Raw genomic sequence first — 14,133 nt, 5'->3', positions numbered from 1 at the left:
TTGCCCGACGCAATCTCCACCGACGCCGTGTTGATGCTGTCCGTCGCGCTGCGCAGCTCGCGCATCATGCCCAGGAAGCGCTGGCGCATGCTCTCGACCTCACGCACCAGGCGACCGATTTCGTCGCTGCGACTGGACTGGAAGGCCTGGCTCAGGTCACCCTGCGCCACGGTGGTGACGGCGGCGGTCAGCTGGGCCAGCGGCTGGCTCACGTTGCGGCGCACCAGCAGGTACATGCCCGCGCCCAGGGCGGCCGTGGCCACAGCCAGCATGGCCCACAACGTGTACATGGTGCGCCAGTAGCTGGCCATGGCTTCCGTGTCGGACACCTCGGCCACCACCCACCAGCCCGACTGGGACTGGCGCTTGACCGCCCACGGACGCTCGATGGACGCGTTGAACAAGGGGATGGCCTCGCCCACGAACACCTCCGGCGATGCGCGCATTTCGCTGAGCATCGCGGCGGCACCGGGGTTCACCTCCAGCACCTTCTTGCCCGCAGCCGTGGGGTGCGAGACGAACACCGCGTCCTCATCCGATCCGGCGGGGTCGATCACATAGGTGCCACCGCTCTCGAAGAAGCGCGCTTCGTCCACGAGCTTGTCCAGCGCGGTCTGGAAGTCGGCCATGTCGAAACCGATGAACAGAATGCCGACCACCTTGCCGGCGTCGTCCTTCAGGGCCTCGTAGTGCGTCATGTAGGGCTTGCCGAACAGCACGGCGCGGCCGGTGTAGGTCTTGCCCTCCCGCATCAGCGGGTAGGCCGGGTGCTTGCGGGCCAGCAGTGTGCCCATGGCGCGCTCGCCGTTTTCCTTTTTCAGCGAGGTGCTGATGCGCTCGAAGTCGTCGCCCTTGCGCATGAAGATCGTCGCCACGCCACCGCTGGTGCGACCGAAGGTGTCGACCTCGGAGAAGTCGTTGTTGAGCAGCATGCCCCAGCCCTTGAGCATGCCGGCCTGCTCGTCGAGCTCGAACTTGTCGGCGAACTTCTGGCGGAACGGCTTGTAGGCCCGGTCCGTCATCATGCGCGCGGTGGTGTCGAAGGCGTCGATCGAATTGCCCACGGACAAGGCCTTGTCGCCCGTCCACTGGACCATGCGCTCGCGCGAGGATTTTTCCGCCATGACGGACATGACGCCACTGATCAGCACCAGCACCACGGACAGCAGGGCCACGGCGAGCAAGGCGACGCGGCGCGCCACCGAGCTTTGTCGGTTGTCGGTTTGTCTCATCTTCGGAAGCTCCTCGTCGCGGCCCGGGCCGCGGGCTTGTTATTGAAGTGCCTGGGCGCTGTCCATCAAGCCCATGTCGCTGCCGGACATGAGGGCTTCGATGTCCATCAGGATCAGCATGCGTTCACCCACGCTGGCGATGCCGGTGATGAAGCTGGTGTTGACGTTGGTGTTCATCTCGGGTGCCGGCTTGATCAGATCACCCGCGAGCTCGAGCACGTCGGAGACGGAATCCACCACCGCGCCGACCACGCGGCCGTGCACGTTGAGCACGATCACCACGGTGAAGCCGTTGTATTCCACCTTGTCGCAACCCAGCTTGATGCGCAGATCCACCACCGGCACGATCACGCCGCGCAGGTTGACCACGCCCTTGATGAACGCCGGGGCGTTGGCGATGCGGGTGGGCTCTTCGTAGGAGCGAATTTCCTGCACGCGCAGGATGTCGATGCCGTACTCCTCGCCACCCAGGCGGAAGGTCAGGAATTCGGCGCTGGCAGCTTGTGCGGCGGCGGCCCTGGCACTGTCGTGGCGGGCAAGGTGGTTGGCTTCGTTGCGCATGTCCATGGATCGGGTCCTCAGTTGACGGGTTGGTCCCAGGAATATCGGCCAGCGCGGCGGCGGCTGAAGGCGTAAAAAAGCCGACAAACCCGCCCCAATCACCGCTCACCAGGCACATCGAGTACCAAAGTACGCAGAAGCGGCCCCGCACCGACTCAGGGTTTGTCCCTGAGGCGTCGGCGGCCCCGCCGGCCATCTGGTAACTTGGACCGATGAACGACACCACCCCGCCTGGCCCGCAACACCTGGCCGCCACCCGCTGGATCGAAACCGACCACCCCGCCGTGCGCGCCTTCGCCCGGGAACACGTCCATGGCGAGACACCGCGCGAGAAGGCGGTGTCGCTGTACCTCGCCGTGCGCGACGGGTTGCGCTACGACCCCTACCGCATCGACATGTCCGACGCCGGCATGAGCGCGAGCCGGGCGCTGGAGCAAGGCCATGGCTGGTGCGTGCCCAAGGCCGTGCTGCTGGCGGCGGTGTGCCGCGCCGAGGGCATTCCCGCGCGGCTGGGCTTTGCCGACGTGCGCAACCACCTCTCCACCGAGCGCATGCGCCACACCATGAAGACCGACGTGTTCGTCTGGCACGGCTACACCTCGCTGTGGATCGACGGTGCCTGGCGCAAGGCCACGCCGGCCTTCAACATCGAACTGTGCGACAAGTTCGGCCTGTTGCCACTGGAGTTCGATGGCGAAGCCGATTCGATCTACCACCCCTTCGACCGCGAAGGCCGCCAGCACATGGAGTACGTGAACGAACACGGGGCGTTCGACGACCTGCCCCTGGCGCGCATGCGCGAGGTGTTCCGCGAGGTATACCCCGACATGCCCACCGATGCGCAGCCCATCGAGGGCGACTTCGGCACCGACGCCGCGCGCGAAGCCGGCCGGGCCTGAGCCGGGCTGCCGATCAGCTCGAGAAGCGGAACACGGCCGTGCTGGCCATGAGGTTGGGCAGCACGCGGACCTCGCGGCCTTCGTGCAGGCCGAAGCTGTCCTCGATGGTCAGGCCGTTGCGCCGCGCCAGCACCTCGAAGTCGGCGTGCGTGCCGACGCGGATGTTGGGCGTGTCATACCACTGGTAAGGCAGGCGCTTGGTGACCGGCATGCGGCCCTGCAGCACGTGCAGGCGGTTGGGCCAGTGCGCGAAGTTGGGGAAAGCGACCACGCCCAGGCGGCCCACGCGCGCGGTCTCACGCAACATGGTTTCGGCGTTGCGCAGGTGCTGCAAGGTGTCGATCTGCAGCACCACGTCGAACGCGTTGTCACCGAACATGGTCAGCCCGTCTTCCAGGTTGAGCTGCAGCACGTTGACGCCGCGCCGCATGCAGGCGAGCACCTTGGCGTCGTCGATCTCCACGCCATAGCCGCTGCAGCCGCGAGCGGCCTGCAGATGGGCCAGCAGCGCGCCGTCGCCGCACCCGAGGTCGAGCACGCGCGAGCCCGGCGGCACCAGGCGGGCGATGGCGTCCATCAAAGGTTTCTCACTCATTTGCAAGCCTCCGTGCTGCGCACTGCGGTGCGAGCTTGCTTGGGGCGGCCCGGCGCGGCGCTCATGCCCGGCCTCCCGCGATGGTCTGTTCAAAGTAGGCCCGCACCGCCTGGAGGTAACGCGGATCGTCGAGCAGGAAGGCGTCGTGGCCGTGCGGCGCATCGATCTCGGCGTAGCTCACATCGCGCTGGTTGTCGAGCAAGGCCTTGACGATCTCGCGGCTGCGCGCGGGCGAAAACCGCCAGTCCGTGGTGAAGCTCACCAGGAAGAATTTCGCCTGGGCGCGCGCCAGCGCGGCCGTGAGGTCGCCGTCGAACGCGCGCGCGGGGTCGAAATAGTCGAGCGCGCGGGTGATCAGCAGGTAGGTGTTGGCGTCGAAGTACTCGCTGAACTTGTCGCCCTGGTAGCGCAGGTAGCTCTCGATCTGGAACTCGACGTCCTGCGTGGAGTAGCGGTAGGCCAGTTCGGCCGCCGCCGCCGGGTCCTGGGCGTCGCTCGAGCGCAGGCTGCGCCCGAACTTTTCGTTCATCACGTCGTCGCTCAGGTAGGTGATGTGGCCGATCATCCGGGCGATGCGCAGGCCCCGGCGCGGCAGCGTGCCCTCGCGCAGGTAGTGGCCGCCGTGGAAATCGGGGTCGGTCACGATGGCGCGCCGCGCCACCTCGTTGAAGGCGATGTTCTCGGCCGTGAGGTTGGGCGCACTGGCCACCACCACCGCGTGGCGCACGCGCTCGGGGTACTGCAGGGTCCAGCTCAGGGTCTGCATGCCGCCCAGGCTGCCGCCCATCACCGCCGCCAGCGTCTGGATGCCCATGGCGTCGAGCAGGCGGGCCTGTGCATCCACCCAGTCCTCCACCGTGACCACCGGGAAATCGGCGCCCCAGGGCGTGCCGGTGGCGGGGTTGGTGTGGGTCGGGCCGGTGGAGCCGAAACACGAACCCAGGTTGTTGACCCCGATGACGAAGTACTTGTCGGTGTCGACCGGCTTGCCCGGGCCGATCATGTTGTTCCACCAGCCCTCGCTGCGCGCCAGCGGCTGGCCGCTGTCGTCGGCGTACCAGCCCGCGACATGGTGCGAGGCATTGAGCGCGTGGCAGATCAGCACCGCGTTGGACCGATCGGCGTTGAGCGCGCCATAGGTTTCCACCACCAGCTCATAGGCCGGCAGGGTGGCGCCGGAACGCAGCGGCAGCGGTTCGGAGAATGGGAAGGTCTGTGGCGTGACGATCAAGGCCTTGTCCTGCGGGCGGCGTTCGCCCAATAAAAAAAACCCGGTGCCGCCAAGAGCGAGACCGGGAATCTCCCCTTTAGCGGCATTTTTAAAGCGCCCGCAATCTGGAACAAATCGGCGCTGGGCGTCAGTATAAATTGATCCACCGGCCCCTGCAGCCGCGGGCCAGGGCCCGCCAAGACGGGTTTTCCCGCTGTTTTCGCCTCCCTGTTGTTGCCGCGCATCGGGCCTACCACACTTTTGCACATCCTGAAAAATAGTTAGTGTTTGCACGACATTCAGCGCATAATCCCTCGGCGAGCGTGGAAAACGCTCGTTTTGACAAGTGATCGGTTGGTTTCGCGTGCTACAGGTTTTTGTGTGCTAACGGGGCTCCATCGCTATTTTTCTCTGTGTTATTAGGAGTCCCAACCATGGGCAACAAACTGTACGTGGGCAATCTGCCTTACACCGTGCGCGACGAAGACCTGCAACAAGCTTTCAGCGCCTATGGTTCTGTCAACAGCGCCAAGGTCATGATGGAACGCGAAACGGGTCGTTCCAAGGGCTTCGGCTTTGTGGAAATGGGCAGCGATGCCGAAGCGCAAGCCGCGATCGAAGGCATGAACGGTCAATCGCTGGGCGGTCGCAGCCTGGTGGTCAACGAAGCACGTCCGATGGAAGCCCGCCCGCCCCGCAGCGGTGGTGGCGGCTTCGGCGGCGGCCGCAGTGGCGGCGGCGGCTTTGGTGGTGGTGGCGGTGGTGAAGGCGGCTTCCGCAGCCCCTACGGCGGCGGTGGCCGTCGTGAAGGCGGTGGCGGTGGTGGCCGCGGCGGTTACTGATCGCCCGCACCCGTCGGCCTGAACCGGCGCCTGGCGCCGGTCGACACGACACATAAGCCCTGTGGCATCTGCCCCAGGGCTTTTTTCATGGCCGCCTCAGCGGGTGGCGTCCCGCTCGCCCTGGCGGTGCTTGCGCGGGCGACCGGCGAACAGGCGGTCGAACAAGGCGTTGGGCAGCAAGCGCAGCAGTTTGGCCACCACCCCCATCTGCCAGGGGATGACGCGGTAGCTCGTCCCGGCGCCGATGGCGTTGTAAGCACGGTCGGCGAAGGTCTCTGCCGTCAACAGGAACGGCATGCTGTAGCGGTTCTGGCGCGTCAGCGGCGTGTCCACATACCCCGGCAGCAAGGTGACCACCGCCACCCCGCTCCCGCGCAACTCGCCGCGCAGGCTCTCGCAGTAGGCCACCACCGCGGCCTTGCTGGCGCAGTAGGCGCCGTGCCCGGGCAGGCCCCGGATGGCGGCCACGCTGCCGATGCCCACGAGCGCGCCGCTGCCGCGCGCGGTCATGGCCGCCACGAAAGGGTGGAAGGTGGCGGCCAGGCCGGTGTTGTTGGTGGCGAAGGTGCGCGCCATCACGTCGATGTCGCTCCGGTCGGCGGTGTCCATGCCGATGCTGATGCCGGCGTTGGCGATGACGACGTCGGGCACACCCTGCGCGGCCAGGCAGGCCTGGCCGGCGGCGACGATGCTGTCGATGTCGGCCACGTCGGCGCCATACACCTGGCAGCGCGCGGCGTCGAAACCCTGTGCCTGGGCCCAGGCCTGCATGTCCTCGGTGCGGCGCGCCACCAGCGCAAGCCGGTAGCCCGCCCGCGCGAACCGGGCCGCCAGGGCCTGGCCGATGCCGCTGGAAGCGCCGGTGATGAACACCAGCGGGCCGGAGACGGTGGGGGTCGAAGAGTGCATGGTGGGGTGGCCTGGGTGGGGCGCTCAACGCGGCGCCAGCTGCACTTTCACGCGGCCCTTGAAGCGCGCGACCTGGTCCTCGCCGGTGTAGTCCAGGGTGTCGGCGACCAGGCGGTCGCTGCCGCGCAGCAGCGTGACGGGCTGGTCGGAAACGATCCGGTCCGGCTCGAGGAACACGTGCAGGAACTCGCCCCGGAACTCCAGCCGGGGCTGGGGCTGGCCGTTCAGGTCGTTGCCCGCTTCGCGCACGATCACCGCGTCGCCGCGGAGCACGAACTCGGTGTTGTCGCCATTGGTCGTCACCAGGCGCGCGGTGGCCAACGTGGGCAGGCCTTGGTCGCCGATGTGGCGGATGCGCGCGTCGTCGATCTCGACCATGTCGGTGCCGGGGTAGTGGCGAGCCTCCACGCCTTTGACCTCGGTCTTGAGCGTGCCTTTGGCATCGAAGGCCTTGACCGAGAAGCGGCGCATGAAATAGTCGGGCTCGGTGCTCACCGGGCGCTCGGGCTCGGCCGACTCGGGCGCCGGCGTGGCGCGCAGCAGCCAGTAGGAAACGAGCGCGAGCAGGCCCATGAGCAGCACGGGCAGGTAGATCGAGAGGTTGTCCAGCAGCTTGCGCTTGCGGCGCGGCGCGCGCGGCGCATCGATCGTCTGATCAACGGTGTCGAAGAAATCGAGCGGATCGGACGTGCTCACCGCGCGGCCGCCTCCAGCTCACGGGCATACGCGCCTTGGGCCACCAGCAGCAGGTCGCACAGCTCGCGCACGGCGCCCGCACCGGGCTGGCGCTCGGTGACGTGGTGGGCCACGGCAAGCACCTCGGCGTGCGCGGTGGGGGGGGCGGCGGCCAGCGCGGCGCGGCGCAGCAAAGGCAGGTCGGGCCAGTCGTCGCCCATGGCGGCGGCGGCGGCCCAGTCCAGGCCGAGCTCGGCCAGGATGGTCTCGGCCGCCGGGGCCTTGTCTTCGGTGCCCAGGCGCGCATGCACCACGCCCAGGGCGGACAGGCGCAGGCGCAGGGCGGCGGAGTCGCGCCCACTCACCACGGCGGGTGTGATGCCCGCGCGCTTCAGCAGCTGCAGGCCGAGGCCGTCGAGCGTGTGAAAGCGCTTGAGCGTTTCACCGGCTTCGCTGAAGTACAGGCTGCCGTCCGTCAGCACACCGTCCACATCGAAGAAGACCACACGCACTGGCTGGGCGCGCAGCAACAGGGCGGGCGGGAAGTTCAGCACCGGGCGCAGGGGTTCCACGTTCAGATCACCTTCGCGCGCATGAGGTCGTTGCTGTTGAGCGCGCCTTGCAGGCGACCGGCACCGTCCACCACCAGCACGCTGGTGATGCGGTTGGCTTCCATCAGACCCGCGGCTTCCACGGCCAGCGCGTCCGGGCGCACGGTGCGCGGCTGGGGGTGCATCACTTCGCGCGCCACCAAGGTGCGCAGGTCGGCACCGCTGCCGGTTTTCTCGATCAGGCGGCGCAGGTCGCCGTCGGTGAAGATCCCCACCACACGCTCACCGCTGTCGACGATGGCGGTCATGCCCAGGCCCTTGGCGCTGATCTCGCGCATGAGCTCCATGAGGCCGGCGTCCGGGCCCACGCGCGGGGCCTCGTCGCCGCTGCGCATGACGTCGCTCACGTGGGTGAGCAGCTTGCGCCCGAGCGCGCCGCCCGGGTGGGAGCGGGCAAAGTCGTCGGCCTTGAAACCGCGTGCGTCGAGCAGGGCCACGGCCAGCGCGTCACCGAGGGCGAGCTGGGCGGTGGTGCTGGCGGTGGGGGCCAGGTTGTGCGGGCAGGCTTCCTTGTCGACCGAGGCATCGAGCACCACGTTGGCGTGGCGGCCCAGCGTGGAGTCGGGCCGGCCGGTGATCGCCAGCAGCGGCACGCCCATGCGTTTGATGAGCGGCAGGATGGCCGTGAGCTCTTCGCTTTCGCCGCTGTTGCTGATGCCCAGCACCACGTCGGCGCTGGTGATCATGCCCAGGTCGCCATGGCTGGCCTCGGCCGGGTGCACGAACATGGCCGGCGTGCCGGTGGAAGCGAGCGTGGCGGCGATCTTGCGGCCGATGTGGCCGCTCTTGCCCATGCCCATGACCACCACGCGCCCAGGAATGCCCAGCACCAGTTCGATGGCTCGGACGAAGGACGCGTCCAGGCGCTGGGCCACGGCGGTCACGGCCTGTGCCTCGATGCTCAGGGTCTCCTGCGCCAGGGTCAGGGCCCGGGCCGGGTCGAAGGAAGAGGGCAGGGTCATGGACGCAATTATCGCCGCCGGCCCGCCACCGCGTGGTGGGCCAGCCATTACCATCGGTTCATGAATTCGCTCGACCTCGCCCTGCTCTACCTGCTGGCCGCCGTGCTGGCGGTGGTGGCGTGTCGCACCCTGCGCCTGCCACCGATGCTGGGCTACCTGGTCGTGGGCGTGGTGATCGGGCCGAACGCGCTGGCGCTGGCGCAGAACTCAAGCGGTGTGCGCTACCTGGCCGAGTTCGGCGTGGTGTTCCTCATGTTCGTGATCGGGCTGGAATTCAGCCTGCCCAAGCTGCGCGCGATGAAGCGGCACGTGTTCGGCCTGGGCATGTCGCAGGTGGTGTTGACGGTGCTGCTGACCACGTTGGGCTCGCTGCTGCTCACCCTGGCCCTGCCCACCTGGTGGAACGTGCCCTGGCAGACCGCGCTCGCGCTGGGCGGTGTGATGGCGATGAGCAGCACCGCCATCGTGATCAAGATGGTGGCCGAGCGGCTGGAGCTGGAATCGGAGCATGGCAAGCGCGTGCTGGGCATCCTGCTGTTCCAGGATCTGGCCGTGGTGCCTCTGCTGGTGATCATCCCGGCCCTGGCCTCGGAACCCGAGGAGCTGTTGCGCGCGCTGGGCTGGGCCACGCTCAAGGCCGTTCTGCTGCTCGGCCTGCTGCTCACCGGCGGGCAGAAACTCATGCGCTGGTGGCTCACGCAGGTGGCGCGCCGCAAGAGCGACGAGCTCTTCATGCTCAACCTGCTGCTCATCACCCTGGGCCTGGCCTGGTTGACCGAACACGCCGGGCTCTCGCTCGCGCTGGGCGCCTTCGTGGCCGGCATGCTGATTTCCGAGACCGAGTTCAAGCACCAGGTGGAGACCGACATCCGGCCTTTCCACGACGTGCTGCTGGGCCTGTTCTTCATCACCATCGGCATGATGCTGGACTGGCGCCTGGTGCTGGAGCGCTGGCCGCTGGTGCTCTTGCTGCTGTCGGCGTCCATGGCGTTCAAGCTCGCGCTCATCACGGGCGTCACGCGCGCCTTCGGGGCACCCACGGGCGTGGCGCTGCGCACTGGCCTGTACCTGGCGCAGGCCGGCGAGTTCGGCCTGGTGCTGCTCACACTGTCCGGCCAGAACAACCTGGTGCCACCTCAGCTGTTCAACCCCATCCTGGCCAGCATGGTGATCTCCATGCTCGCCACGCCAGTCGCTATCCTCTACGCCAACAGCATCGTCACGCGCCTGGTGGGCAGCGACTGGCTGATGCAATCGGTGCAGATGACCAGCATCGCGCGCAAGGCCATCAACGCCGACAAGCACGTGATCATCTGCGGCTACGGCCGCTGCGGCCAGAACCTGGCGCGCCTGCTGGAGGCCGAACACATCCCCTACATGGCGCTCGACCTCGACCCCGACCGCGTGCGGCAGGCCGCGGCCGCCGGCCATTCGGTGGTGTTCGGCGATGCCGCACGCCTGCAGGCCCTGATGGCCGCCGGCCTGCACCGCGCCAGCGCCGTGGTGGTGACCTACCTGGACACCCCCAGCGCGCTCAAGGTGCTGCGCCACGCGCACGAGCAGGCTTCACACGTGCCGGTGGTGGTGCGCACCGTGGACGACGCGGACCTTGAAAAACTGCGCACCGCTGGCGCCACCGAGGTCGTGCCCGAGGCGATCGAAGCCAGCCTGATGCTGGCCAGCCACGCGCTGGCGCTCGTGGGCGTGCCGATGCGGCGCGTGATCCGCGTGGTGCAGGACCAGCGCGACGCGCGCTACAACCTGTTGCGCGGCTACTTCCACGGCGCCGACGACGACGGGGCCGACGAGATTGACCACGAGCGCCTCAACACCGTGACCCTGCCCCCTGGTGGCCGCAACGTCGGCAAAACCCTGGGCAGCCTCGCGCTGCACGCGGTGGGCGTGCGCGTGGTGAGCCTGCGCCGCGCCAGCGGCAAGCCCCAGTCCCCGAGCGACGAGACGGTGTTCGAAAGCGGCGACACGGTGGTGATCAGTGGCAAGGCGCCCGCGCTGGCCCTGGCCGAAGAGAAGCTGCTCTCGGGCTGAGCACGCCACTTCGTCGGCTGGCAGGCACCACACGCCGGAAGCCCTGGCGGGCAACGAGCCCGGGAAATCAGAATGCGCCCAAGGCCGGTCTCGGCCTCCCCTTCCAGCCCATGGCTTTGTACAAGGGTCGCCATGGTCTGCGCCCCGGCCGTTGTGCCGGGGCTTTTTTTTGCGCCACCGCAGATAATGGCCGCTCCCTCACGGACCGAGCCCATGGACACCTCCGCCTTCCTGAAATCCCACATCCGCACGGTGCCCGACTGGCCAGCGCCGGGCGTGCAGTTCCGCGACATCACGCCGCTGCTGCAGGACCCCAAGGTCTTTCGCGTGCTGATCGACACCTTCGTGCACCGCTACATGGACACGGCGCTGCGCCCCACCGTGGTGGCCGGACTCGATGCGCGGGGTTTCATCATCGGCTCGGTGCTGGCCTACGAACTGGGCGTGGGCTTCGTGCCGATCCGCAAGAAGGGCAAGCTGCCCTTCACCACGGTGGAAGAAACCTACGAGCTGGAGTACGGCAGCGCGACGGTGGAACTGCACACCGATGCCGTGAAGGCAGGCGACCGGGTGGTGCTGATCGACGACCTGATCGCCACCGGCGGCACCATGATGGCGGGGCGCCGGCTGCTGGAGAAGCTGGGCGCGCAAGTGATGGAAGGCGCGGCCATCGTCGACCTGCCGGAACTCGGTGGCTCGGAGAAGCTGCGCGCCTCCGGCCTCAAGCTCTTCACCTTGCTCGATTTCGCCGGCCACTGAGCGGCTGGCCAGGCCTCAGAGCTTGCCGTACTGGGTTTCGCTCAAGGCCCCGAAATCGCTGTGCGACTCCGGCACCGGCAGCTGCGCCTGCGCTTCAGCAGGGGAACGGTAGGGTGGCTTGGCCACGCTCTGCAAGGCAAGGCGAAACGCCTCCACCTCGTCGTCCCCCACCACCTGCGCGGGCGCGCTCGACGGCGCCATGACCGGCCGGGGAATGGCCGTGGGGCTGGGCATCGGGCTGGTGACCTTGGCTTCAGGCACCAGGCCCGGCGTCATCGGCACCGCCTCGCGGCGGGTCTGGGCCGCCACGGCGGCCTTGAGCGCCATGCCGACCTGGTCGTGCACGGCCTTGCGGCGCCAGTAGACGGAGCGCACGTCCATCTCGTGCCGCGTCTGGGCACTCTGCTGGATCCAGCGCTCGATCTCCAGCAGGTATTCATCGGGCATGGCCTTGGCGGGCAACGCGAGGTCGACCAGCACCAGGAAGCTGTCGCCGTTGGCGTCCAGCGTGAGCACCTTGAACTCGTAACTGGTGGACAACACCCCCGCGCGGATGAGCGACTCGCGCACCACGGCGAACAGCTGCTCACGGCGCAGGATGCGACGCCCGCGGCGCGGCGAGATCAGCGGCAGCGTGGTCTGGCTGAACTTCTTGCGCGCACGGGTGAAAGGACCCTTGTCGGGTGTGGCGGGTTTTTTGGCCTGCAGCCAGCTCATCAAGGACATGGGCAAAGTGTGCGCCAGGGACGCGCGCGCAAAAGGTTGAAAAAGCAACACAGGACGGCCTTGATTCCGTTCGTGCCCGCGGCGCTCAGGTCACGGCGACCCGTTTGGGCCGGTTGTACATGCGCCGCGCCAGCACCGCTGACATGGCCACGCTGAGGTCCAGCGCAACATCGGGATGGCGCGAGGAGAGTTCGCGAAAACGCAAAGGGGTCAGACACCAGAGCCGGCAATCGCTGCCCGCGTGCACCGTGGCGCTGCGCGGCAGGTGGCTGAAAAACGCACCTTCGCCCAGCAACGAGCCCGCACCGACCACGGCGATGCGCACGCGCTCGCGCGAATCCTCGTAGTGCACGGTGAGGGTACCGCTCTCCACGAAGTAGACCGTGCGGTCCTTCACCCCTTGCTCGATCAGCACCTGCCCCTGCTGCAGCGCCACCGGCTGAAGGTAGTTGGCCAACTGCACCCACCGGGTGTCGTTGAGGTTCAGGGGCACCGCGTCCAGCGCGCTGCTCAGCCGCATGGACTGGGCCAGGCCTTGAATGTCAAAGCGCACGGACGTGGGCAACTGGGCGTTCATGCGGTCAAGATAACCGCGCACGACCGGCGCGCGCAAGCCTGTTCTTACCCGTGCTTACAGTTGCACTCTCGGCGGTCTCGGAGCGGCACCGAGCGGTGCGCTGGCTTCATTTGCCGATGCAAAAACGCGAAAAGATTTCGCCCAGCAGGTCGTCGGCGGTGAACTCGCCGGTGATCTCGCTCAGGGCCTGTTGCGCCAGGCGCAGTTCCTCGGCCAGCAGGTCCAGGTGCTCCGCGCGCGCCTGCAACAAGGCGTGCGAAGCGTCGAGGTGATCGCCCACGCGGCGCAAGGCCTGCAGGTGCCGCTCGCGCGCCATGAACAGGCCGTCGCCCGCGTGCTGCCAGCCAGCCAGGCTCAGCAGGCGCTGGCGCAAGGCCTCCAGGCCGGTGCCGTGTTTGGCTGAGATCGCCAGTGTGTCAGCCTGCGCGTCCGTCACGGCCACGGCGGGCGCCTGGTCCAGCTTGTTCCAGACGTGCAGCACCGGCACGTCGGCGGGCAAGGTACTGGCCAGGCTGGCCGCGATCGAGGCATCGGCCGCCTGGTAGTCCGCCCCTTCGCTGCGACTGAGGTCGTGCAGGAAGAGCACCGCGTCGGCGCGCTGGATGCGCTCCCAGGCGCGCTCGATGCCGATCTTCTCGACCTCGTCCACGTCGGGGCTGTCGCGCAGGCCGGCGGTGTCGATCACGTGCAGCGGCACGCCCTCGATCTGGATCGTCTGCTGCACCACGTCGCGCGTGGTGCCGGCCACGGGCGTGACGATGGCCAGCTCGGCCCCGGCCAGGGCATTGAGCAGCGAACTCTTGCCCGCGTTGGGCTGGCCCGCGATGACGACCTGCAAACCGTCGCGCAGCAAGGCGCCTTGGCGCGCCTGGGCCTGCACCTCGGCCAACGCGTCGCGCAGCCGCTGCAACTGACCCGTGGCATCGGCCTTCTGCAGGAAGTCGATGTCTTCCTCGGGGAAGTCCAGCGTGGCCTCGACCAGCATACGAAGGTTCACCAGCGCGTCGCGCAGCGTGTGCACGCGGCCCGAGAACACACCGGCCAGCGAACGCGAGGCGCCGCGCGCGGCGGCCTCGGTGCTGGCATCGATCAGGTCGGCCACCGCCTCGGCCTGCGCGAGGTCGAGCTTGTCGTTGAGGAAAGCGCGCTCGGTGAACTCGCCCGCGCGCGCCAGCCGCAGCGTGGGCGCGTTGCTGCGCGCCACTTCCAGGCAGCGCGCCAGCAGCAGTTGCAGCACCACCGGCCCGCCATGGCCTTGCAACTCCAGCACGTCCTCGCCGGTGTAGGAGTGCGGCCCCGGAAACCACAGGGCCAGACCGTGGTCGATGGGCTGGCCCGCGCCATCGGCGAACGGCAGGTAGGTGGCCTCGCGCGGTTTCAGGTCGCGCCCCAGCAGGGCCAAGGCAAAAGCCGCCAGGCCCCGCCCCGACACCCGAACGATCCCCACGGCCCCACGACCGGGCGCGGTGGCGATGGCGACGATGGGATCACGCGAGGTGGCAAGCATGGTGGTGGAGCATAAAAGACAA

At 68.1% G+C, this 14,133-nt stretch carries 15 protein-coding genes and 1 riboswitch; of the genes, 4 read left to right on the top strand and 11 right to left on the bottom strand.

Annotated elements, in window-relative coordinates; translation table 11 throughout:
* A partial coding sequence (locus tag ACODTB_RS23020; RefSeq protein WP_488929795.1) for a Cache 3/Cache 2 fusion domain-containing protein occupies positions 1-1,232 on the bottom strand: 1,232 nt, incomplete at its 3' end.
* A gap of 39 nt (positions 1,233-1,271) precedes the next feature.
* On the bottom strand, positions 1,272-1,799 hold the full coding sequence (locus ACODTB_RS23015; protein ID WP_291115200.1) for a chemotaxis protein CheW: 528 nt from the start codon (positions 1,797-1,799) through the stop codon (positions 1,272-1,274).
* Positions 1,800-2,005: 206 nt separating this feature from the next.
* Between ACODTB_RS23015 and ACODTB_RS23010 the strand changes: the two genes are divergently transcribed.
* Positions 2,006-2,692 (top strand): transglutaminase-like domain-containing protein, encoded by a 687-nt coding sequence (locus tag ACODTB_RS23010; protein ID WP_291115202.1) that lies wholly within the window; start codon positions 2,006-2,008, stop codon positions 2,690-2,692.
* Between the two features lie 13 nt (positions 2,693-2,705).
* Here the strand turns inward: ACODTB_RS23010 and metW are convergent, their stop codons facing one another.
* Together metW and metX are read right to left on the bottom strand one after the other, a co-directional pair.
* The gene (metW, locus tag ACODTB_RS23005; RefSeq protein ID WP_291115204.1) at positions 2,706-3,287 is read right to left on the bottom strand and encodes a methionine biosynthesis protein MetW; all 582 of its coding nucleotides are present in this window, start codon (positions 3,285-3,287) and stop codon (positions 2,706-2,708) included.
* A 61-nt stretch (positions 3,288-3,348) separates the two neighbouring features.
* On the bottom strand, positions 3,349-4,548 hold the full coding sequence (gene metX, locus ACODTB_RS23000) for a homoserine O-succinyltransferase MetX (protein WP_291115206.1): 1,200 nt from the start codon (positions 4,546-4,548) through the stop codon (positions 3,349-3,351).
* Between the two features lie 25 nt (positions 4,549-4,573).
* Positions 4,574-4,649: riboswitch (SAM riboswitch) on the bottom strand.
* A 282-nt stretch (positions 4,650-4,931) separates the two neighbouring features.
* Between metX and rbp the strand changes: the two genes are divergently transcribed.
* Entirely contained in the window at positions 4,932-5,339 is a 408-nt protein-coding gene (gene rbp / locus ACODTB_RS22995) for an RNA-binding regulator (RefSeq protein ID WP_291115208.1), read from the top strand.
* Between the two features lie 96 nt (positions 5,340-5,435).
* On the opposite strand, the gene ACODTB_RS22990 is transcribed toward rbp, so the two are convergent.
* From ACODTB_RS22990 to ACODTB_RS22975, 4 genes are read right to left on the bottom strand one after another with little or no spacing between them, the layout of a single operon-like run.
* Complete coding sequence (locus ACODTB_RS22990) at positions 5,436-6,248, bottom strand: SDR family oxidoreductase (RefSeq protein ID WP_291115210.1); 813 nt, start codon at positions 6,246-6,248, stop codon at positions 5,436-5,438.
* A 24-nt stretch (positions 6,249-6,272) separates the two neighbouring features.
* On the bottom strand, positions 6,273-6,944 hold the full coding sequence (gene lptC, locus ACODTB_RS22985) for an LPS export ABC transporter periplasmic protein LptC (protein ID WP_291115212.1): 672 nt from the start codon (positions 6,942-6,944) through the stop codon (positions 6,273-6,275).
* The gene (locus ACODTB_RS22980; protein ID WP_488929796.1) at positions 6,941-7,501 is read right to left on the bottom strand and encodes a KdsC family phosphatase; all 561 of its coding nucleotides are present in this window, start codon (positions 7,499-7,501) and stop codon (positions 6,941-6,943) included. Before ACODTB_RS22980 ends, lptC begins: the two co-directional genes overlap by 4 nt.
* Positions 7,498-8,496 carry a KpsF/GutQ family sugar-phosphate isomerase gene (locus ACODTB_RS22975; protein WP_291115216.1) on the bottom strand — a complete coding sequence of 333 codons (999 nt, stop codon included), beginning with the start codon at positions 8,494-8,496 and terminating at the stop codon, positions 7,498-7,500. Before ACODTB_RS22975 ends, ACODTB_RS22980 begins: the two co-directional genes overlap by 4 nt.
* 60 nt (positions 8,497-8,556) lie before the next feature.
* On the opposite strand from ACODTB_RS22975, the gene ACODTB_RS22970 reads away from it, so the two are divergent.
* Both ACODTB_RS22970 and ACODTB_RS22965 read left to right on the top strand, forming a co-directional pair.
* Positions 8,557-10,542, top strand: a complete 1,986-nt coding sequence (locus tag ACODTB_RS22970) for a monovalent cation:proton antiporter family protein (protein ID WP_291115218.1) — start codon at positions 8,557-8,559, stop codon at positions 10,540-10,542.
* A 213-nt stretch (positions 10,543-10,755) separates the two neighbouring features.
* Complete coding sequence (locus tag ACODTB_RS22965; RefSeq protein WP_291115220.1) at positions 10,756-11,301, top strand: adenine phosphoribosyltransferase; 546 nt, start codon at positions 10,756-10,758, stop codon at positions 11,299-11,301.
* 15 nt (positions 11,302-11,316) lie between these two features.
* Here the strand turns inward: ACODTB_RS22965 and ACODTB_RS22960 are convergent, their stop codons facing one another.
* The 3 genes from ACODTB_RS22960 to mnmE form a co-directional block, all read right to left on the bottom strand.
* On the bottom strand, positions 11,317-12,027 hold the full coding sequence (locus ACODTB_RS22960) for a hypothetical protein (RefSeq protein WP_488929794.1): 711 nt from the start codon (positions 12,025-12,027) through the stop codon (positions 11,317-11,319).
* Positions 12,028-12,112: 85 nt separating this feature from the next.
* On the bottom strand, positions 12,113-12,604 hold the full coding sequence (locus ACODTB_RS22955) for a Crp/Fnr family transcriptional regulator (protein WP_291115226.1): 492 nt from the start codon (positions 12,602-12,604) through the stop codon (positions 12,113-12,115).
* 106 nt (positions 12,605-12,710) lie between these two features.
* Complete coding sequence (gene mnmE, locus ACODTB_RS22950) at positions 12,711-14,111, bottom strand: tRNA uridine-5-carboxymethylaminomethyl(34) synthesis GTPase MnmE (RefSeq protein ID WP_291115228.1); 1,401 nt, start codon at positions 14,109-14,111, stop codon at positions 12,711-12,713.
* Positions 14,112-14,133: the final 22 nt, after the last annotated feature.

The organism is Hydrogenophaga sp. FG152 (assembly GCF_057809615.1).
This window is presented reverse-complemented; position numbering and strand designations above follow the sequence as displayed.